Origin of the sequence: uncultured Eudoraea sp. (assembly GCF_947260015.1) — a bacterium.
In the GTDB taxonomy this organism is placed as follows: domain Bacteria; phylum Bacteroidota; class Bacteroidia; order Flavobacteriales; family Flavobacteriaceae; genus Eudoraea.
The window spans coordinates 45,339-64,814 of sequence record NZ_CAMYOM010000008.1 but is presented as its reverse complement, the minus strand read 5'-3'; the positions used below and the strand labels follow the sequence as shown (position 1 = coordinate 64,814).

Here is a 19,476-nt window from a genome sequence, read left to right as displayed (position 1 = left end):
TTAAAAGTTAGTGCGTGAAAACCGCTACTTAATTATAATAACCGTTAACTACAATTAGGGAAAAGTCCCTTATTTCGGCTCAAAATCACAGTTTATACCTATCAATCGACATTTCAGTTAATTAAAATATGTCAGAATATTTAAATCCACGATTTTTACTCCTATACCTAATCTCAAAAAGATGAATATTTTAATAGTTGGTGGTACTGGAAAGACGGGACGGCTGCTGATATCACAAGGACTGGAAGAAGGTCATTGCATAACAGTAATGGTGCGTAAACCAAATAAATTGAAAATTAACAATCCAAATCTTAAAGTGCTGAAAGGAAATGTTTTAAATCTTGAAAATGTAGAAACTGCGGTTCAAGGACAAGATGCTGTATTATCTGCATTAGGGCATAAACAATTCTTTATTAAAACCAGTATCCTATCTAAAGGAACAATGAATATTATTCGGGCAATGGAAAAAAAAGAAGTGGATAGGTTTATTTGTATTACGTCATTAGGAATTAATGAGAGTAGATTTAGACTTGGTTTGTATTATACTTTGTTCGTAATTCCAGTGATACTTTTTTTCTATTTTAGAGATAAATCCAAGCAAGAAAAACTCATTGCACAAAGTAATTTAGATTGGACGATAGTCCGCCCAGGTCAACTTACAAATGGCAGGAAAAGAACAAATTACCAACATGGGCCAAACCTCGGAAGTTATATTTTGACAAAAATGATTTCCCGTGCAAGCGTTGCTCATTTTTTACTAAAAAATTTAACATCTAATTTGTATTTACATAAAGCAGTTGGTATAACGAATTAATACTCTGGCTACAACGCATGCAGTTGTTAGTTAAGACAAGGAACAATTTCTACATTTTCGTATATTCACTACTAGGCAAATTCAAATCAAATTTTCCGAACAAATCATACACAAATACCTTAGCTGCAATAAGACCAAATAAATATGAATAGCACACTGACTAAAATGAAAAAGATTTTTGGAGTATTTGTAATTATAGTATTCTTTAATTTTTCTTATTCTCAAACTTTGAAGGGTAAGATTACTTATCAGGCAATAATAACTGATTCATATATTAAAAATGATGTGGTGATGCCACCAGACTTAGAATATTTGGAAATCAAAAATAGGAAAGATGCTGTACCCATAAATTTTCTTTTATTTTTTAACAATGAAGAGTCCATGTACAAAGCAGAGCATGATTGGATGATAACCAAAAAATTGGGGTTATTGATGAATTAATTTAATAGGAAAGAGCTAAACTTTAAGTATGCTTCTTTTCTCCTAACTTTATTTTAATCTGAAAAATAACCCACATAAATTTGTTACTTTTCATATACGAACCCGTTGGAAGTAATTTTATTAACTTATTCCGAAATTATTTAAACTAAATCAAAATGAAACATAAAGGTTCTATTGAGATTAATCAGCCTTTAAATAAAGTAGCTACACTTTTTGCTAATCCGGAGAACCTAAAAGAATATCAAGATGGATTTGTTAAAAAAGAATTGATCAGTGGAAAGAAGGGTGAAGTTGGTGCTGTGTCCAAAATGTTTTACAAACACGGAAAGCACAAAATGGAGCTGGTCGAGACAATAACCAAAAATGCTCTCCCCCATTCGTTTGAGGCTAGTTATCACCATAAACATATGGATAACACAATGAAATGTAATTTTGTCGCTCTCAATGAGAATAAAACCAAATATGAATTCGAATACGAGTACACTCGTATAAATTGGGTTATACCAAAACTGATTTCACTTTTATTTCCAAGCATGTATCGAAAACCAGCTGAAAAATGGCTTAAGCAATTTAAAGAATTTGCTGAAAGACAATAAAATTCAGGCTAAAAAAGAAAATAAATTAAAAAAGTAAACAACCTCCAACAGGGTGCATAATTAACCTGCCTGCCGGCAGGCAGGTTGCAGCGGAATTTCATTAGTGTAAATTACTTCGCAAGTTCGCATCGCTCGTGTCACTCCAATTTGTTACTTGTTTGACACTGCGGCAAATCATACAAAAAACGTTGGCGGCAAACAAAGTAAAAGAAAATGAATCTGAATAGATAAGCTCTTACTTAAAAATGTAAATTGACAGAAACTAATAAAGTAAATTTGTGGAACCGCGAATTAAAATTTTAAAAGAGAGAAAACTAGTTGGAATGTTTGTTTCAATGTCCTTGGCGGAAAACAAAACTTTCAAATTGTTTAGTACATTTATGCCAAGAAGAAAAGAAATACTAAATTCAATAAATAATGATGTTTTGGATTTGATAGTTTATCCCAAAGACTATTATTTGAATTTTAATCCTTCGAATTATTTTACTAAATGGGCATTAGTAGAGGTATCAGACATAGAGAATGTTCCAAATGAAATGGAGGCTTTTATTTTAGAAGGTGGGAAATATGCGGTTTTTACACAAAAAGGAATATACACTGATAATAACATATTCCAGTACATTTTTACGAAATGGTTGCCAAACTCTGACTTTATAGTGGATGACAGACCTCATTTTGATGTTTTAGGAGAAAAATACCAGCAAAAGGTACCTGGTGCAGAACAAGAAATATGGATACCAATTAAATTGAAAAATAAAGTCAGTGACTAACATAGTATATGTCTTCATGTAGGGCAAAAGCCTGCCGCGCCACATACACGAGAAGTTGTGTGCAACACAAAAAAAAGAAGTATATGAAACTAAATTTAGTATTAACAATCATCTTGTTTCTTGTTATAGATATCTCCGGATATTCTCAATCTAAAACGAAAATTGAATTAAAAGACAATTGGTACCACCTTAACGGACAGAAGTACTTTATAAAGGCAATCGGTTATGAAATTGGTGCTCGTCCAGGCCAACACCCTTATAAGGATGCAAAAAAAGATGAACTGGAATTAATGAAATTTGATCTGGAAAAGATTAAAGAAGGTGGTTACAATACTATTAGAACCTGGAGCCAATATTCTGAAGCTCAATTGAAACTCGTACAAGAATCGGGTTTGAAACTTATCATGGGTATAGATATTAAGCCCGAAGAAGATTATGGCGATCCTGAATTTGTGAAAGAGAGCGAGATAGAGTTGAAAAGAGTTTTGAACTATGCAAAAAAATATGATTGTATAATTACTTATCTGGTTATCAATGAACCTCAAACAGATCATATCTATCAAGTTACAGGCAAGGCATTTGTTGACCTGATGAAAACCCTAATAGATATTATTCATAAAGAACATCCCGGAATTCCGGTAACACTTTCGGCAAATGCTATGATTAGCGACTTTATGGATGAAAGTTTATTTGATGTTTATGCCTACAATTGTTATGACCACAATGAGGGTCAAACAGCAACAATGGGTTTTAAAGATTATATTAAAGGTTTAAATGAATTAAACGGATTAGACAAACCGTTTATAACTACCGAATTTGGATATTCAGTTTCGCCAGAAGGAGGCAATGGCCGTTATGGTTCGAACACCCTAAAACAACAAAGCGATGGGCTTATCTCGAATTATCGAGACCTTATTGATGCCGGCGCTGTGGGTATGTGTCCATTTTATTATGCCGATGGTTGGTGGAAAGGTGGCTCAAAAAGTGATCATAGTTTAGAGCAACCCGAAGAATGGTTTGGTTTCTGGGGCTATAGCGATTTGAACGACAAATTTGGTTCGCCCCGTCCGGTTTGGTTTGCAATGCGAGATTATATGAAAGGGCTGATAATAAGTCCAAAAAACAAATCATTGCATACCAATACTAAAATACCTTTAGAGCTTTTTAATGACAAGGATGTAAAAAAAGTTGTTGTGAAATTTCGTGATAAAGTTATTTACACTAAAAACATAACAAGCGAAGGCTATTTTGCCGATCAATTGACAATTGACCCTGTTGGAATAGAGGATATGGAACTTGCTTTCGAATTTTACGATAATGACAATAAAATTATTAAAAACGAATCTATCAATATTCTGGCGTCAAAAACAGCTTTCGAATTGCCTGGATTAACCATTGAAGTGACTCCCGGAGAAGATTTAAATGAAGGAAAAATAGCGAGCATCAAAACCAAAATAGAGACCAGTGAAGATTTTGAATTTGTTGGTGATTTGAAGTTAAGCTATAATACCCACCTCGGATGGGAAATAGGACCACAGGCATCAGTTTCCATTAATGATCAATTGGATAAAAAGATAATTACCTCTGAAAATTTCTTTATTATTCCTGATAATTGCTGGATTGTAAACGCATCTGCCGGAATTTCAGTTAAATATGGTAAGTTCATTTTTAAAATTCACGACCAAAAAATAATTTATAGAGGTGATTGGGCCAAGGAAGTTGGTCGGAAATAATCATTCACAATAGCGTTATAGAGAAATTAGATGAGAACTTTACTCCTTCTATTTATATCCCTTTTCTTCTTTCCAATTAATGGGAGTAGCCAAAAATTCAAAAATATAGTGGCCTTTGGTGACAGTTTCACAGATAATGGATACATAAATGGCCATGGGTTTAATCGCGACACGAATGGTTATGTATGGGTCGAATATCTTGCGGAGAAGATGGAAAGTCAAGAAGTTGACAACAGGGCGTGGGGGGGCGCCAGGACAGATGACGGTCATTTCCTTGGGTTCGATTGGTCGGGCTTTAATTGGCAAATAGACCACTATAAAATGTCGACAAATCCGGACGAGACATTGTTTACTGTTTGGATTGGTGTCAACGACTATTGGGACAATAAAGATGACCCGTCAAATTCAGTTAAGAATATTAAAACCGGACTTAATAAATTAATTGCTAAAGGTGGAAAACACTTCGTTATCTTCAATAATTTTGATCTTACCATATCACTTGGATATGGCCCAAAGACGGAGTATCATCATCTTATTCCAGCGGTTAAAAAATTGACCAAAAGGTTTAATTCAGAACTTGCCAGTATGCTTTTTGATAAGGATACCGGATTGGTGAAAGCCCATCCGGATATAAAGATATACTTCATAGATATCTACACATTTATGAATGATTTAGTAAATGAAAATCAATTTAATAAAACCCCTTGGAAAGGAACTTACAAATTCCCTGAACCGGGAGAGTATCTATGGTACGATGAGTGGCACCCAATGACAAGTTGCCACAATCAAATAGCGGAATTGGTAATTAAAGAATTCAAAAATTAAAACAAGTATTTGTAACAAAGGCTATACTTCATCACGTCGCAGGCGCAATGAAATTACAGCCCAACCGTTACCCAAAATTTGAACCAAAAATGAAAATATATATGCCCATTCTGTTTTTGATGCTCACAATAACAGCTTGTCAATCACAGACCAGGAAAAATGACTCGAACAAAATTGTAGGCGGACCTTGTGAAGGATGTGAAGCTATCTTTGAGTATGGTGATAAGGAACTTTTACCAACCGATACTCTTCCTGATTATGATCAAACTGAACCCAAATTAAAACTGACAGGAACTGTATTTAAAAAAGACGGTAAAACGCCTGCCGAGAATGTAATTCTCTACATATACCAAACAGACCGAAACGGGATTTATGCCACCAAAGGTACTGAGCAAGGCTGGGCGAAAAGACACGGCTACATTCGCGGTTGGATTAAAACGGACAAAACAGGAAAATATACGTTTTTCACCTTTAGACCAGGTGCTTATCCGGGCGGCATAGAACCTGAACACATTCATATTACAGTAAAAGAACCCAATAAGAATGAATACTACCTTGATGAATTTGTGTTCGATGATGACCCGCTGTTAACGCAAGAAGAAAAAGAAAATTTGGAAAAACGCGGTGGTTCAGGAATTGTAAAACCAAAATTTGAAGATGGTATTTTAACCTTAAATAGAGATATCGTTTTAGGCTTAAACATTCCAAACTATGAATAAGGTTTTTATAATTCTTACGTTTTCATTACTTCTTTGGTCTTGCATTGGCAAACACAATTCAGATGCTCCAAAAGCCACTGTAGCAGAGGAAATTACGCAAACTTCAAAACTTACAGGCGACACTATAAAAGTTGACCTTGCTAAATCAACTGTTCATTGGAAGGGAACCAAAATGCGTGGTGCTGGAAAACACGAAGGAGAAATTAAGTTAAAGAGTGGTTATTTTATTACTAAAAAGGGGAAGTTAATAAGTGGTAATTTTATCGTAGATATGTCTACAATCGGAGTAACAGATATCCCGGAACACGAGCCTATTCCAAGGAAAAACCTTAACGAACATTTGAAAAGTTCAGATTTTTTTGACGTGGAGAAGTTTTCAACTTCTGAATTTCAGATTACAAACAGCAATCAAATATCTTCAGATAGTTTATTGATTTCAGGAAATTTGACTTTAAAAGATGTGACAAAGAACATAGAGTTTAGAGCCACATATCAAGCCAATACATTTTTGACAAAATTCACTTTCGACCGATTTCAATGGAACATAGCTTACGAAGGAAATTTAGTCGATAAAACATTAGTGGATAATGACATAGAACTGAGCATTAATCTAAAAACTGTGGACAACAATGTATTTAAATAATAATGGAGATAGTGACAAAACAAAAATATAAACCTAATACTAATTTCAGTGCTGAACTGAAAACTTTTTGCGTTGAATCTGGCTACTACACATACACAAGTCCGTTAGCTGTAATAAAATAATAAAATCCCTATGCGAATAAGATTTCTTATACCATTACTGCTCATTTGTTGTTTAGCCTGTAATACTGAAAAGGAAGAAAAATCAGACTTATCAGACCGCGGGACAGTGGCCGAAATTACATTTGACAAAACCCGGTGGAGAGCTAATGAAGGCCCGGATTATCCTTACAGAGCTCAAATGCTTAATGACTTAGTTTACAACGATACCTTGAGGGCGCTAAATAAAGATGAAATTTTAGAGCTACTTGGGGAGCCAGACCGAAGTAATGAAGGCCATCTATACTACATGATAACTCAGAAACGTCTGGGATTTTGGCCTTTGCATACTAAAACACTGGTCATTAAACTATCAGACGACAACTCAATAGACTGGATTAAGATTCATGAATAGGAGAAGATAAGATGTATGGAAATAAAACAGCAGTTAACAATAGGTATGAGATCATGGCGTAAACCAGTCAATCACGCCACATACCCGTAAAGTTACCTGCAAACTGAAAAGCCAACCCGCATACAGCCCATTTATTTTTTCCAACCACACAGCCAAAGCTCAAAAAAATAAAAGGCCTGTTTCTGCCTTTATCCTCAAAAAACAGTGTATTAGAATATTAATCGTAATATTGCAATGAACTAATAAATCAACGATATGGGATTAGCCAAAACGGAAATGTTTACCGACCTGCAAAACGAAATTGCTTTATTTGCGAAAGTTTTTGGGCATCCTGCAAGAGTGGCAATTTTACAGCATTTATTCAAAATTGACACTTGTGCATGCGGAGATTTGGTAAACGAAATCGGACTTGCTCAACCAACTATTTCTCAACACCTTAAGGAATTAAAACATTTGGGTTTAATTAAAGGCAAGGTTGAAGGAACAAGTGTTTGTTACTGTATCAACGCCGATAATTGGACTAAAATGAAAAAAGTTATGATACAGTTTCTAGACCAGAACATTCCAAAAGGAGATTGTTGTTAAAAAAATCAATTCATTAATCGTATAAACAAATAACCAATATCGATTAAAACTATGCTATTCAACAAAATAGAAAATACTATCAATTCATTAAATATTGAAAGTATATCGGAGGAACGCAAAGAAACCCTTCAAGCATTAATAGATTTCATCCAAATAAAAGTAAAATACAACCAGGAAATCCGCATAAACTTTATTTGTACACATAATTCTCGCAGAAGTCATTTATCACAAGTTTGGGCACAAACAATAGCATTTTATTTTAATATAAAAAATGTGTTTTGCTATTCGGGCGGAACGGAATCTACAGCTCTTTTTCCAATGGTTGCCGAAACTTTGGAGAATTCTGGTTTTGAAGTAAAAACGATTTCAGAAAACATAAACCCAATTTACAGCATTAAATATGCAGAAAACGAGCATCCTATAATCGGATTTTCTAAAAAACTGGATGACGATTTTAACCCAAAATCGGAGTTTGCAGCTATAATGACTTGTTCGCAAGCAGATGGTAGTTGTCCTTTTATTGCAGGTGCAGAAAAACGAATTCCAATAACTTTTGAAGACCCAAAAGTATTTGACAATACTCCGCAACAGGCAGAAAAATACAACGAAAGAAGTCTTCAAATTGCAACCGAACTATTTTACGTTTTCGCTCAAATCAACTCATAAATATGGCGTCCAATAAAAAATTAAGTTTTCTCGACAGTTATCTGACACTTTGGATTTTCATTGCAATGGCTTTGGGTGTTGGAATTGGTTATTTTGTTCCTTCATTTCCAGACATCATAAATTCTTTCAGTAGCGGAACAACAAATATCCCCATTGCCATCGGATTAATTTTAATGATGTATCCGCCATTGGCAAAGGTCAATTATTCACTTTTGCCAAAAGTTTTTCGAAACACAAAAATCCTTTCTATTTCACTAATCCTCAATTGGATTATTGGTCCTGTTTTAATGTTCGTTTTGGCCATCACATTTTTACGGGATTATCCTGAATATATGGTTGGATTGATTCTGATTGGTTTGGCTCGTTGCATTGCAATGGTACTCGTTTGGAACGACCTTGCCGAAGGTAGTAGCGAATATGGTGCAGGGTTGGTAGCGCTGAACAGTATTTTTCAAGTTTTTGCATACAGTTTTTACGCTTATATTTTCATAACTATTCTTCCGCCTTATTTCGGATTTGAAGGTGCAATTGTGGATATTTCAATTGGAACTATTGCCGAAAGTGTAGCTATCTATTTAGGTATTCCGTTTGTGCTGGGAATTTTGAGCCGATTGATTTTGGTTAAACTCAAAAGCGAAGAATGGTACACGAAAAAATTTATTCCAACTATTTCGCCAATCACTTTGATTGCACTTTTATTTACTATAGTTGTAATGTTCTCGTTAAAAGGAGAGTTGATTGTTGAAATTCCCATGGACGTATTAATCATAGCTGTTCCACTTCTTATATATTTTAGTTTAATGTTTATTATTGGTTTTTTCTTTACAAAAGCAACGGGTGCGGAATATGATAAAACCGCTTCGGTAGCTTTTACAGCAGCAGGAAATAACTTTGAATTGGCTATTGCAGTTGCCATAGCAGTCTTCGGACTGAATTCTGGACAAGCATTTGCAGGAGTTATTGGTCCTTTAGTAGAAGTTCCCGCTCTGATTTTATTGGTTCGGGTTTCATTTTGGTTGCGGAAAAAGTACTACGAAAAGCCTACGCTTAAAACCAGGCAGAACGGATAAAGCCAGTGGGTAAAAATGTATATAAGCCATGCCCTCGCGTGAACTTTAAATAAAAATCCTATATTTAATTAACCGATTTGCTACGGTTGAAAATCCGTCGGATCCTTTGCCATACAAATCATACACAGAAACGTAACCAGACATTGATTGTACGAGTAAATATTATAAACTGTTCTTTTAGGTTTAATCTATTCCTCTTTTCCTGCGATGACACATATACTTAAAAACAAAAACCTGGAAATTCAAATTGATATTCCATTTGAAAATTATAATTTCTCACGATTTGATTGGACCGGTAAAATTGTGGAGGTAAAATTTCAAAACATTCAATTGTCAGGTATTGAAAGAACTGATTGCCAAAATGAGAATTATTTTGGAAAAGGATTTTATAATGAATTCGGAATTGATACCGCATTAGGTTTTGATGAGACCGACATAGGTGGTTGGTTTCATAAAATAGGTATTGGTTTATTAAAAAAAGATGATACTCAATACCTGTTTAGTAAAACTTACGAGATTAAACCAGCCGAATTTAAAATTATTTATGAAGCGAATAGAATTTTAATTAGCTGCAAATCAAAAGTTGTAAATGGCTATTCGTATTTCTTGAGAAAAGAAATTGAATTACGTGAAAATAGTTTTACAATTAAATATAATTTACAAAATACCGGTATAAAAGATATTATTACAAATGAATACGTCCACAACTTTACGGCAATAAATAATGATGCAATAGGAGACAATTATATATTAAAATTTCCATTTCAATTAAAACCTGAATTATTTGAGGAAACGGTTAATCCTGAACAAAAAGTTGACATCGGGCAAAATGAAATTAAATTTAATAGTACGCCAAAAGAGCCATTCTTTTTTAGTAACCTCACAGGTGGTGAAAATGTTGATGCAGCATGGGAATTAATAAACCTCAAAAGTAAAATTGGAATTAGAGAAACCGGAAGTTTTAAAACAAATAAGGTGAATCTTTGGGGATTGAAGCATGTAATAAGCCCGGAATTATTCTTTAGTATATTTATTAAACCTGGCAAGTCAACTGAATGGTCCAGGAATTATAGCGTGTATAAAGTAAAGTAGATTTAAACGTCTGGTAACATTGCGTATCAGTAATGGCTGCGTCAGTGATAAGCCGAAAATTAAGTGAATTGAAATCTAATACTTCGCATACACAAAGCGTTGTAAGCAAGTCAAAAAAATAACCTAATCCCTATAACATATGATGAGCAAAAAAGAAGTTGCATTAAAGTACTTGGACTTACTTGAAAAAGGAAATACAAAAGAGTTGCTGAAATTATTCACGAAAAATGGGCTTGTGGATTCTCCTGTTTATGGAGTATTAAATGCCAATAAATTTTATGTGGAACTAAGTAATGATACCATTAATTCCAAATTAAGGTTAAAGGGAATATTTGAAGAAAATGATTCAAATAAATTAGCCCTGTATTTTGAATATAAATGGACAATGAAAAATAACAAACTGGTAGAATTTGATGTAGTGGATATTTTGGAATTCGACGACTACAATTCCATCAATAGGCTCAAAATTATTTACGACACTGTAAAAAGTCGAGAAATGGTAGATGAATTAAGAAAATAATAGCCTCGTACAACAATGGCTCTAATTCAGTGCTTCCTTAGAACTCAATTCAAAAATTGCTATTTTTAAAAAAATTAGATCTTGGCTTCAAGGTAGATAGGATGCGTTCGTTTTGCCAGCTTGCCCGACGCAGCACGCGCACTTAACCCGTGCCTAAATCATCGCCAGGACCGTTGCCACACATTTAAAAAAATACTTGTGACTGAAAAAGAGAAAATGCTTAATGGAGATTTTTATAATTCCAGAGATTCGGAATTGATAAAAATGTACCACAAAGCAAAAATATTACTAAAAGCTTACAATAATCTCGATTCGGAACTAACCCAGGAACGTGAAAATATTTTAACTGAACTCTTTGAATTTAAAGGTTCAGGTGTTTGGATTGAGACACCCTTTTATTGCGATTATGGAGCGAATATTTCCATTGGAGAAAATACATTCGTTAATGCGAACTGTATGTTCTTGGACAACAATAAAATTACCATTGGGAAAAATGGATTGGTTGCACCTTATGTACAAATATACACCGCTAGTCATCCTTTGAAAGCATCAGAAAGAATAATTGGAAAAGGAATTGAATCTCGTTATTTGACTTACGCAAAACCAGTAGCCATAGGCGATAATGTTTGGATTGGAGGCAATTCTGTAATTTTTCCAGGTGTAACGATTGGAAATAATGTAACAATAGGAGCAGGAAGTGTTGTAACGAAGAATATTCCTGATAATGTTTTAGCTTTTGGAAATCCTTGCGAAATTAAAAAAGACCTCTGAAGTAAAAACTCGTGGCAACAATGTTTATTAAAAATAGCTGTTTTATGCCCTAGGTTTCATGCACAAACCGTTATGTGCAATATGAAAAATCTTCAAGCACGAACAACAAAGCACATAAAAACGTCTATAATTCAGGACTCCTTTTCATACAATTCAAAATTAGCTGTTTTTAATACCTAACTCTAGCCAACTAAATTCATTGCCAGCCGGCAACTATTAAAAAACCACCAATATGAATAGATTACTAAAATGTGTAATGATACTTTGTTACTTATCGTTTGCCATAAATTCGGCAATAGCTCAGAACAATGCCTACTAAATTAAAGCCGGAATAGTAAATTTGAACGGCTGAAATTTTTTACGTAGATTTAAAAGGGTTATTACCAATACCCCCTTAGAATATGTTCAACGAGTTAAAATTGTAGTTGCTAAAAAGAAATTGGAAGCCACTACAATAACCATTCTGGAAGTAATGTATGGCTTGGGTTACAATGATGAAAAGGATTTTAGAATAACTTTTAGAATATATACTGGATTATCGCCTAAAGAATACCACAGAAAGTCTAAACGTGAAATGGCTTTTTCATAAATTTAATGGGCGCATAATTAAATACATTGTAAACGAAATACAACATTATTTGTGGCTTTCCTCCATGTGAGCCGTCGGCAAAGGTTGTGTCCGACGGAGACCGGACGGGCAGGAAAACGAAAGCTTATACCATACCGTTGTACCTCTTTGAAAATAAATAAAAAGAAAACTAACTACCTAAAAACACTGATAAATGAAAAGACGAAATTTTGTCTTATTGACGGGAATTGGGATTTCAGCTATTGCAATTTCAACCTGGTATTATAAATATCGTGATCCGGAAAACGATCAATTATTATCTGAGCCTGAATTGTTATCATACATATGGGATGATAACACAATCAGTGAAATTGGGATGTTATATCTTGAGAAATTTTCAGATGAAAACAGTGAGCCTAAGCTTATTGAACTTTTATCTAATAATGTTTCGACCGACATTATTGAAAACACCGAAATGTTAAATCAGCAAATAACCAATGATTACAAAACAGGTAATACGATAATGATAGCTGGCTGGATCTTATCCAGGACAGAAGCCCGCCAATGTGCACTTTTTTCTTTAACCCAAAACAACTAATCATGCATATTGACGCTAGAGAATTAGAAAATAACTCGATTATAGAAGGGGATATATGCATTGTGGGAGCAGGAGCTGCAGGAATCAGTATAGCTTTGGATTGGATAGATTCTCCTTACAAAATAATCTTACTTGAAGGGGGCGGGTTTGAATATGACGATAAAGTTCAAGAACTTTATGCAGGGAAGACAACTGGCCAAAGGTACTTTCCACTAAAATCTGTTCGTCTTCATTATTTTGGAGGAACAACAGGCCACTGGGCTGGCATGTGTTCACCATTAGATCCAGTTGATTTTAAAGAACGAGCCTGGGTGCCAAACAGCGGATGGCCAATCACCAAAAAAGACCTTGATCCCTTTTATGAAAAAGCGAATAAAGTTCTGAAACTAGGTCCATATAATTATGAGTACGACTACTGGAATGAGCAACTGCCAAATTTAACCCCATTTCCGCTTGACAAAAAAGTAGTTTGGAACAAGATGTGGCAGTATAGCCAAGCCCACTATGGTGATTTATATAAGAAAACTGTTATTGAGGCTAAAAATATTCATCTCTATACTTATGCGAATGCGGTTGATATCAAAACTGAAGATAATATCTCCAAAGTTAAGGAGGTAGTTGTCAAGAACTATGCAGGGAAAACACATAAGGTCCGTGCCAGGCACTTTGTCATGGCTTGCGGAACAATTCAGAATGCGCGTATGTTGCTGGCTGCAAACTCTCAAGCACCACAAGGCTTAGGTAATGAGAATGATTTGGTTGGTAGATATTTTCAGGAACATTTAGAAGTAGCTTCTGCTGAATTGTGGTTGGCTAAACCATTTCCTACAGATTTGTATTCCTGGGATTACGGAGAGACAAAGGCAAGTGCAGAGTTGGCCATTACAGAAGAGGTACAGTCGAAAGAAAAAATGTTGAACGGGACTGCGTCGCTTTTGCCCCTTAGTGTTGGCAAACATCAAAAACCTAGAATGGAAACCTGGCAAGAGGGTGACCCCAGAAAAAGTGCTGATAACATGTTTGCCAACTGGGGTGAGGCAGCAAAAAAAAGCAAAGGAGAAAAAGGAAACATTGAACGTGCTTATCAGCTCAATACCAGAATAGAACAAGCTCCCAATCCAAATTCCAGAATTACACTTGGAGAAGAAAAGGATGAACTTGGCGTACCAAGAGCCAATCTTCATTGGCAATTGACTGCTCTTGACAAATACAGTGTTCGAAAAATTTATCAAATTCTTGGGGAGCAGGTAGGTGTTGCAGGAATTGGTAGAATTAAACTTAAAGAATTTTTGAGGGATGAAAATGACGATACTTTCCCAGATAGTACTAATGGGGGGTGGCATCATATGGGCACAACAAGAATGGCTGATGACCCAAAGAAAGGAGTCGTAGATTCCAATTGCCAGGTTCATGGTATTTCTAATTTGTTCATTGCCGGGGCAGCATGCTACCCAACTTCCGGGGCACCTAATCCTACACTTACTTTGACAGCATTATCACTAAGACTATCAAATTATTTAAAAAACAAAATGTAATAACATATTCAAACAGAAACTGTCTTTTGCAATTGATTTAAACGGGCTAAAACAAAAAATAAACGTTGGCTGTAATTAGAACAATTCAGATAATAAAAATTAAACTATATAATCCAAGTATACATTAATCAAACACTAAATAAGTTCCAAAAGCTAGGGGTAATTAGAAATACATTTTTAAATCTAAAATTATGTGGGATAAAAGATTAAAAATATATGATGAACTTGTAGCAAAATGCCCAAGATTTGAGCGAAAAGGAAAAACAATGCCTTACACATCCGCAAATGGATATATGTTCTCACTATTCAATAAAGCTGGTGAAATAGGAATCAGGTTTTCTAAGGAAGTACAGGAGAAATACATGAAAGAACTTGATACTACGATTTATAAATCATATGGAGCTACAATGAGGGGGTACATTTTAATTCCGGATGAAATGCTAAAAGATTTAGACAATTTGGCCAACTACTTAAATGAGAGTTTTGATTATGTAATGACGCTGGAACCAAAATAGAGTGAAAACATTAAGTAGAATTAGAGTATTCTCTTTCGCAAAATTCCAGGCTGTTCTTATGGCACTTGCTGGTTTGCTTGCCGGCACACTGTATTCATTTGGAGGACTGATTATTGACGCACTTGTAAGTTTTGGATTGATTACTTCGGAGGAAACGCCGGGATTAAGTTATGGCACAGTTCTGGCCTTTGGAGCAATAATTGGTATGCCCATTATATTTGCAGTCTTTGGATTTTTAGCAGGAATTGTTGAGGCTGTTCTGTATAATATATTTGCAAGGTGGTTTGGTGGACTTAAAATAGACTTTGATTATAAAGATTAATTTCCTAATAGTTAGAATATACCTCTTTGAAATTTACAAGAAAATATGGAAGGAAATAAGCATATTGAAAGAGATGGCCATAGTGCAACAAAAATTTTTGACAACAGAAGTTTAGAAATTGATTATAGAACTTTAATCCCAATATTAAAAACAGGAATGATTGTTTTGGATGTTGGATGTGGCACAGGAGCTATTTCAAAGGATATAGCGAATATTATTGGAAATAGAGGAAGAGTAATAGGAATTGATAATACCGAAAAATTTATAGAAAGTGGAAAACAAACTTATAAGTATGTCGAAAATTTAGAGTTAATCCATGTTGATTTATTTGAATTTGAGACGGGAGAAAAATTTGATTTAATAGTATCTGCCCGTGTTTTACAATGGCTTAGTAATCCAAAAGATGCTCTAAAAAGAATGAAAAGCTTACTTAAACCGAATGGGCAAATATCTATACTTGACTATAACCATGAAAAATTAGAATGGGATCCAAAACCTCCACAATCTATGAAATCATTTTACAAAACTTTTTTAAAGTGGCGGAAAGACGAAGGAATGAATAATAAAATTGCTGATGATTTATCAGATATGATGCAAGAAGTCGGATTTCATTCAATTGAGATCATAAATTCAAATGAGGTTTACGAGCGAATAAGAGAAGATTTCAGTTCAAAAGTGGGGATTTGGTCGAAAGTAGCAGGTTCAATGCAAATGGTTGAAGAAGGATATTTGGATAACGCCTTGAGACTTAGAGCTATTTCGGAATATGATAATTGGGTAGAAAATGATGCAATTTCAATGACAATGAAGTTGAATGAAGTGAGAGGCAAAAATTAAAACAAGACCAATGCAAAAATTAATGCTACCAGGCATTTCAACAAATTGGCATTTTCCAATAATGATTCTTGCTTCATTTATAATTTTCTTTGTTGTAATCAGGATAGTCATTGGAAAACAAGAATTTATAGAAAAGAAAAAACTGATTTTTTTACTTTCTGTAATTGTTGTAATTATTGGAATGTTATTTGGAAAATATGGTGCAAATTGGGGACTGAAATGGTGGATTTATTATACAATCCCGGTATTAATGAATGTTTTGTTACCACCACTGGTCTTAAAAATGAATTTTAAAAGGACTTTACTGTATTTAGTACTGAGCTTCTTATCTGCACCATTAATTCATGCATTTTTCTCAATTTGTTTTGGCTGGACTGAATACATGCCTTTTTGGAGAATTTAACCGAATGATATGAATAAATGGCTGCTATATGTTTTTACAATTGGATTTGCAGTTTATTGGGCTTCCAATCTTATTTTATGGTTTCCCTGGAGCTATAACACAACCTTAGGAATAACATTGATGTTAACTATTAATCCCTTTTTATGGGCTTATGCGACTTTCCTGGCATTGAAAACCTTTCCAAAATCAAATTTGATCAAAGGCGCCTTAATAATTTCGTTAATTTTCCTTCTATTGGCTTTAATAATGGACTATATCTTCTTTGGACTTATTAGAAATGCAATGGAACAATTATATCATCCGACCACGTTTTACGGATACGGATTTTTAATAAGTTTACCTTTTATTTTAGTTCTTATTTTTAATAATCGGATTTCACAACTGAAAAAAACGACTAAAAATTCGGATATTGTAAAAGCGGTGATAAGTGGACTTGCTTGCTTAGGAATATTGATTCTAATAATCGTTTTAGAAATTGAAATTTGAAAAATGATGAAATTCCAACGCCGCGTATTAATAAGGTCAGAATCTATACTTAAATGAAAAAATATATAAATTCAAAGCACAGGCTTAACCGAAAGAAGAGCGAATAAAAAAATGATACTTTTCACATATAGGAACATTAACAACAATTGGAGAATAAATAAATAATTATGAAAATAAAAACAATACTTATCGGATTGAGTTTTTTGTTGACCACGTATCTTATTAATGCTCAAAGTGAGCTTCACATTCCAAAAGAAATTCAGGAGGCCTATAAGAATGATACGAGATCAAAAGATGGTAAACCCGGAATTAAATATTGGCAAAATAGAGTAACATATGAAATAGATGTTGTTGTTACACCCGAAACAAGAGCAATCGATGGAAAAGAAACAGTCGTTTTTAAAAACAATAGCCCAGACGAATTACCCACAATAGTTGTCCGTCTCTATTATGATGTTTTCAAAAAGGGAAATGCAAGGGGAATGTCAGTAAATGAAAAGGATATTGGGGAAGGAGTCAACATAAAAGAACTTACCGTCAATGGCCAGAAATATGATATGACCAACAGAGGTATGGTTCAAAGATCAGGCACGAATCTAATCATAACTTTAACGGAACCTCTAAAATCCGGAGGTGAGGTGACTTTAGGTTTTCAATGGGAACAAAAGGTGCCGCTTACAGTAAGAAGAACAGGAGCCATAGATAGTACCTCTTTCTTTGTTGCCTATTGGTATCCGCAAATAGCAGTATATGATGACATTTTTGGATGGGATAGAATCAACTACACCTTCGACACAGAGTTTTATAATAACCTGGCGAATTTTGATGTAAACATTACCGCACCAGATAATTTTCTGGTTTGGGCAACAGGGACCCTGGAAAATAGCTCAGCGGTACTCCCTTCAAAAATCCACGAGCGATACATAAGAGCAAAGACTTCAACCGAGCTTGTTAAGGTGGTAACAAAAGAGGACTTAACCAATTTAGAGTTAAAAAGTAACACCTGGAATTATAAGGCTACCGAAGTTTCGGATTTTGCATTTGCTATGAGTGACCATTTTCTATGGGATGCTCTATCTCAGAAGGTATCGGGCAATGATGTGCTAATCAGTACAGCCTATCCTATGGCAAAAGAGGAAGACTACAAGGAAGTGACTCTTGTTCAGCAAAAGACAATGAAACACTTCTCAGAAGATATTCCCGGCATCCCCTATCCATATCCGTCATTCACTACATTTATTGGTCTTAGAGGTGGAGGTATGGAATTTCCGATGATGGCCAATAATGATGGCCCGGGCAAAGGAGTAACTATCCATGAGATGTTTCATACTTATTTCCCAATGTATGTGAGAATTAATGAAAGACGATTTGCCTGGATGGACGAAGGCTGGGCCGACTTTATTACCGCCCTGGTTACACACAAATATTTTTCAGATGAGGATAATACTGCTTCATTTTACTCCAGTTTTAAGTTTGGCATGCAAAGTACCATTGGGACTATTGGCGATTTGCCAACTGTAACCTCTTCGCAGTATATGGGTAACAATTATGGATATCACTCTTACGCCCTGCCGGGATTTACCTATGCGCTTCTTTATCAGCATCTTGGTGAAGAAAAGTTTCTGGAAGTATTTAGAGAATATATTCGCCGATGGGCTAAGAAATCACCCACGCCCTATGATTTTTTCTACACTTTTGAAGATGTAAGCGGGGAAGATCTTAGCTGGCTTTGGGAGTCTTGGTATTTTAAAATGGGTTATCCCGATGTGGCTATCGAGTCCTATAAGAATGGTAAACTTGTAGTGAAGAGGCTCGGAGAAAGACCTGTACCTGTTAGTGTGAATGTTGAATACCAAACTAAAATAAATGGTAAACCTAAAACGTATTCTACTATTATTGGTTCATCTACATGGCAAGATGACAACAAGAGGTTGTCTATAAGAATCCCGAATGAAAAACAAGTAGAGTCCTTTGTGCTAAATTCTGACTTTCCGGATTTTAATGAGCTGGACAATTATTTTCCTCCTCTGGCCGAGCGCTATAAAAAACTTGATTTAAATAAAGGAGTTTTAGGTGTGTATAAGGTAAATGAATTTCCTGTTGAAGCGATCATTACTGAAAAAGAAGGGATTTTCTTTTTTAAAATAACACGTTCCGGATTTTCTGGATACTTATTGCCGATAGATAAAAATAATTTTACAACAACAGACGGTGCAATGGAAATAAATTTTAAAGAGGAAGCAGGAAAAGTAGTAGGGATTGAGATCAAAATAGAGGCCTTTGGAATTACAGTCACTGGGCAGAAAAAATAGTTTTATTAAATAATTAATTGAACAAAAGTAGCTGACAACGTATATAAAAATTGAGATTTTGGTGCTTAAACGAAATAAAATGAATAAAGTATAGGTCAGTTTTAAACTGAAAATTTGTAAGTAGAAACCCGCTACCTTTCAT

At 34.6% G+C, this 19,476-nt stretch carries 23 protein-coding genes and 1 pseudogene; all 24 read left to right on the top strand.

From position 1 onward, the window contains the following. Positions 1–136 precede the first annotated feature (136 nt). The 24 genes and pseudogenes from Q0X66_RS06040 to Q0X66_RS05925 all read left to right on the top strand — a co-directional run bounded on the left by Q0X66_RS06040 (position 137) and on the right by Q0X66_RS05925 (position 19,334). A complete protein-coding gene (locus Q0X66_RS06040) occupies positions 137–814 on the top strand; it encodes an SDR family oxidoreductase (protein WP_366938674.1) in 678 nt (225 codons plus the stop codon). Between the two features lie 144 nt (positions 815–958). Further along, on the top strand, positions 959–1,255 hold the full coding sequence (locus Q0X66_RS06035; protein ID WP_297704290.1) for a hypothetical protein: 297 nt from the start codon (positions 959–961) through the stop codon (positions 1,253–1,255). Positions 1,256–1,410: 155 nt separating this feature from the next. Further along, entirely contained in the window at positions 1,411–1,851 is a 441-nt protein-coding gene (locus Q0X66_RS06030) for an SRPBCC family protein (protein ID WP_297704288.1), read from the top strand. A 278-nt stretch (positions 1,852–2,129) separates the two neighbouring features. Next, complete coding sequence (locus Q0X66_RS06025) at positions 2,130–2,621, top strand: GyrI-like domain-containing protein (protein ID WP_297704286.1); 492 nt, start codon at positions 2,130–2,132, stop codon at positions 2,619–2,621. A gap of 83 nt (positions 2,622–2,704) precedes the next feature. Beyond that, a complete protein-coding gene (locus Q0X66_RS06020) occupies positions 2,705–4,354 on the top strand; it encodes a hypothetical protein (protein WP_297704284.1) in 1,650 nt (549 codons plus the stop codon). A gap of 30 nt (positions 4,355–4,384) precedes the next feature. Next, positions 4,385–5,179 (top strand): SGNH/GDSL hydrolase family protein, encoded by a 795-nt coding sequence (locus Q0X66_RS06015; protein ID WP_297704282.1) that lies wholly within the window; start codon positions 4,385–4,387, stop codon positions 5,177–5,179. Positions 5,180–5,268: 89 nt separating this feature from the next. Next, positions 5,269–5,898, top strand: a complete 630-nt coding sequence (locus Q0X66_RS06010; RefSeq protein WP_297704280.1) for an intradiol ring-cleavage dioxygenase — start codon at positions 5,269–5,271, stop codon at positions 5,896–5,898. Next, entirely contained in the window at positions 5,891–6,541 is a 651-nt protein-coding gene (locus Q0X66_RS06005; protein WP_297704278.1) for a YceI family protein, read from the top strand. Before Q0X66_RS06010 ends, Q0X66_RS06005 begins: the two co-directional genes overlap by 8 nt. Before the next feature lie 132 nt (positions 6,542–6,673). After that, entirely contained in the window at positions 6,674–7,054 is a 381-nt protein-coding gene (locus Q0X66_RS06000; RefSeq protein ID WP_297704276.1) for a hypothetical protein, read from the top strand. Positions 7,055–7,309: 255 nt separating this feature from the next. After that, positions 7,310–7,639 (top strand): metalloregulator ArsR/SmtB family transcription factor, encoded by a 330-nt coding sequence (locus Q0X66_RS05995; protein ID WP_297704274.1) that lies wholly within the window; start codon positions 7,310–7,312, stop codon positions 7,637–7,639. 51 nt (positions 7,640–7,690) lie between these two features. Next, on the top strand, positions 7,691–8,305 hold the full coding sequence (locus tag Q0X66_RS05990; RefSeq protein WP_297704272.1) for a protein-tyrosine-phosphatase: 615 nt from the start codon (positions 7,691–7,693) through the stop codon (positions 8,303–8,305). Between the two features lie 2 nt (positions 8,306–8,307). Further along, complete coding sequence (gene arsB, locus Q0X66_RS05985; RefSeq protein ID WP_297704270.1) at positions 8,308–9,375, top strand: ACR3 family arsenite efflux transporter; 1,068 nt, start codon at positions 8,308–8,310, stop codon at positions 9,373–9,375. Between the two features lie 207 nt (positions 9,376–9,582). Beyond that, entirely contained in the window at positions 9,583–10,467 is an 885-nt protein-coding gene (locus Q0X66_RS05980) for a hypothetical protein (protein WP_297704268.1), read from the top strand. Positions 10,468–10,606: 139 nt separating this feature from the next. After that, positions 10,607–10,987: a nuclear transport factor 2 family protein gene (locus tag Q0X66_RS05975; RefSeq protein WP_297704266.1), complete on the top strand. Its 381-nt coding sequence runs from the start codon at positions 10,607–10,609 to the stop codon at positions 10,985–10,987. Positions 10,988–11,185: 198 nt separating this feature from the next. Continuing rightward, positions 11,186–11,758, top strand: a complete 573-nt coding sequence (locus Q0X66_RS05970; protein WP_297704263.1) for a sugar O-acetyltransferase — start codon at positions 11,186–11,188, stop codon at positions 11,756–11,758. Positions 11,759–12,125: 367 nt separating this feature from the next. Continuing rightward, a pseudogene (locus tag Q0X66_RS05965) lies at positions 12,126–12,347 on the top strand (AraC family transcriptional regulator); the annotation flags it as partial. 193 nt (positions 12,348–12,540) lie between these two features. Beyond that, complete coding sequence (locus tag Q0X66_RS05960; RefSeq protein ID WP_297704261.1) at positions 12,541–12,924, top strand: hypothetical protein; 384 nt, start codon at positions 12,541–12,543, stop codon at positions 12,922–12,924. 2 nt (positions 12,925–12,926) lie between these two features. Continuing rightward, the gene (locus tag Q0X66_RS05955; protein ID WP_297704259.1) at positions 12,927–14,459 is read left to right on the top strand and encodes a GMC family oxidoreductase; all 1,533 of its coding nucleotides are present in this window, start codon (positions 12,927–12,929) and stop codon (positions 14,457–14,459) included. A 191-nt stretch (positions 14,460–14,650) separates the two neighbouring features. Further along, positions 14,651–14,974 (top strand): hypothetical protein, encoded by a 324-nt coding sequence (locus Q0X66_RS05950; protein ID WP_297704257.1) that lies wholly within the window; start codon positions 14,651–14,653, stop codon positions 14,972–14,974. A gap of 1 nt (position 14,975) precedes the next feature. Then, complete coding sequence (locus Q0X66_RS05945; protein WP_297704255.1) at positions 14,976–15,296, top strand: hypothetical protein; 321 nt, start codon at positions 14,976–14,978, stop codon at positions 15,294–15,296. 45 nt (positions 15,297–15,341) lie between these two features. Continuing rightward, entirely contained in the window at positions 15,342–16,133 is a 792-nt protein-coding gene (locus Q0X66_RS05940) for a methyltransferase domain-containing protein (protein ID WP_297704253.1), read from the top strand. 10 nt (positions 16,134–16,143) lie between these two features. Beyond that, a complete protein-coding gene (locus Q0X66_RS05935) occupies positions 16,144–16,536 on the top strand; it encodes a hypothetical protein (RefSeq protein WP_297704251.1) in 393 nt (130 codons plus the stop codon). A gap of 9 nt (positions 16,537–16,545) precedes the next feature. Further along, complete coding sequence (locus Q0X66_RS05930; protein ID WP_297704250.1) at positions 16,546–17,022, top strand: hypothetical protein; 477 nt, start codon at positions 16,546–16,548, stop codon at positions 17,020–17,022. A 167-nt stretch (positions 17,023–17,189) separates the two neighbouring features. Next, positions 17,190–19,334, top strand: coding sequence for a M1 family metallopeptidase (locus Q0X66_RS05925; protein ID WP_297704248.1), 2,145 nt, complete (start codon positions 17,190–17,192; stop codon positions 19,332–19,334). Positions 19,335–19,476: the final 142 nt, after the last annotated feature.

Bases quoted from the DNA above. Each gene is read 5' to 3' on its own strand.
- Q0X66_RS06035 (WP_297704290.1), top strand. From the start codon at position 959: ATGAATAGCACACTGACTAAAATGAAAAAGATTTTTGGAGTATTTGTA.
- Q0X66_RS06030 (WP_297704288.1), top strand. From the start codon at position 1,411: ATGAAACATAAAGGTTCTATTGAGATTAATCAGCCTTTAAATAAAGTA.
- Q0X66_RS06020 (WP_297704284.1), top strand. From the start codon at position 2,705: ATGAAACTAAATTTAGTATTAACAATCATCTTGTTTCTTGTTATAGAT.
- Q0X66_RS06015 (WP_297704282.1), top strand. From the start codon at position 4,385: ATGAGAACTTTACTCCTTCTATTTATATCCCTTTTCTTCTTTCCAATT.
- Q0X66_RS06010 (WP_297704280.1), top strand. From the start codon at position 5,269: ATGAAAATATATATGCCCATTCTGTTTTTGATGCTCACAATAACAGCT.
- Q0X66_RS06005 (WP_297704278.1), top strand. From the start codon at position 5,891: ATGAATAAGGTTTTTATAATTCTTACGTTTTCATTACTTCTTTGGTCT.
- Q0X66_RS06000 (WP_297704276.1), top strand. From the start codon at position 6,674: ATGCGAATAAGATTTCTTATACCATTACTGCTCATTTGTTGTTTAGCC.
- Q0X66_RS05995 (WP_297704274.1), top strand. From the start codon at position 7,310: ATGGGATTAGCCAAAACGGAAATGTTTACCGACCTGCAAAACGAAATT.
- Q0X66_RS05990 (WP_297704272.1), top strand. From the start codon at position 7,691: ATGCTATTCAACAAAATAGAAAATACTATCAATTCATTAAATATTGAA.
- arsB (WP_297704270.1), top strand. From the start codon at position 8,308: ATGGCGTCCAATAAAAAATTAAGTTTTCTCGACAGTTATCTGACACTT.
- Q0X66_RS05980 (WP_297704268.1), top strand. From the start codon at position 9,583: ATGACACATATACTTAAAAACAAAAACCTGGAAATTCAAATTGATATT.
- Q0X66_RS05975 (WP_297704266.1), top strand. From the start codon at position 10,607: ATGATGAGCAAAAAAGAAGTTGCATTAAAGTACTTGGACTTACTTGAA.
- Q0X66_RS05960 (WP_297704261.1), top strand. From the start codon at position 12,541: ATGAAAAGACGAAATTTTGTCTTATTGACGGGAATTGGGATTTCAGCT.
- Q0X66_RS05955 (WP_297704259.1), top strand. From the start codon at position 12,927: ATGCATATTGACGCTAGAGAATTAGAAAATAACTCGATTATAGAAGGG.
- Q0X66_RS05950 (WP_297704257.1), top strand. From the start codon at position 14,651: ATGTGGGATAAAAGATTAAAAATATATGATGAACTTGTAGCAAAATGC.
- Q0X66_RS05940 (WP_297704253.1), top strand. From the start codon at position 15,342: ATGGAAGGAAATAAGCATATTGAAAGAGATGGCCATAGTGCAACAAAA.
- Q0X66_RS05935 (WP_297704251.1), top strand. From the start codon at position 16,144: ATGCAAAAATTAATGCTACCAGGCATTTCAACAAATTGGCATTTTCCA.
- Q0X66_RS05930 (WP_297704250.1), top strand. From the start codon at position 16,546: ATGAATAAATGGCTGCTATATGTTTTTACAATTGGATTTGCAGTTTAT.
- Q0X66_RS05925 (WP_297704248.1), top strand. From the start codon at position 17,190: ATGAAAATAAAAACAATACTTATCGGATTGAGTTTTTTGTTGACCACG.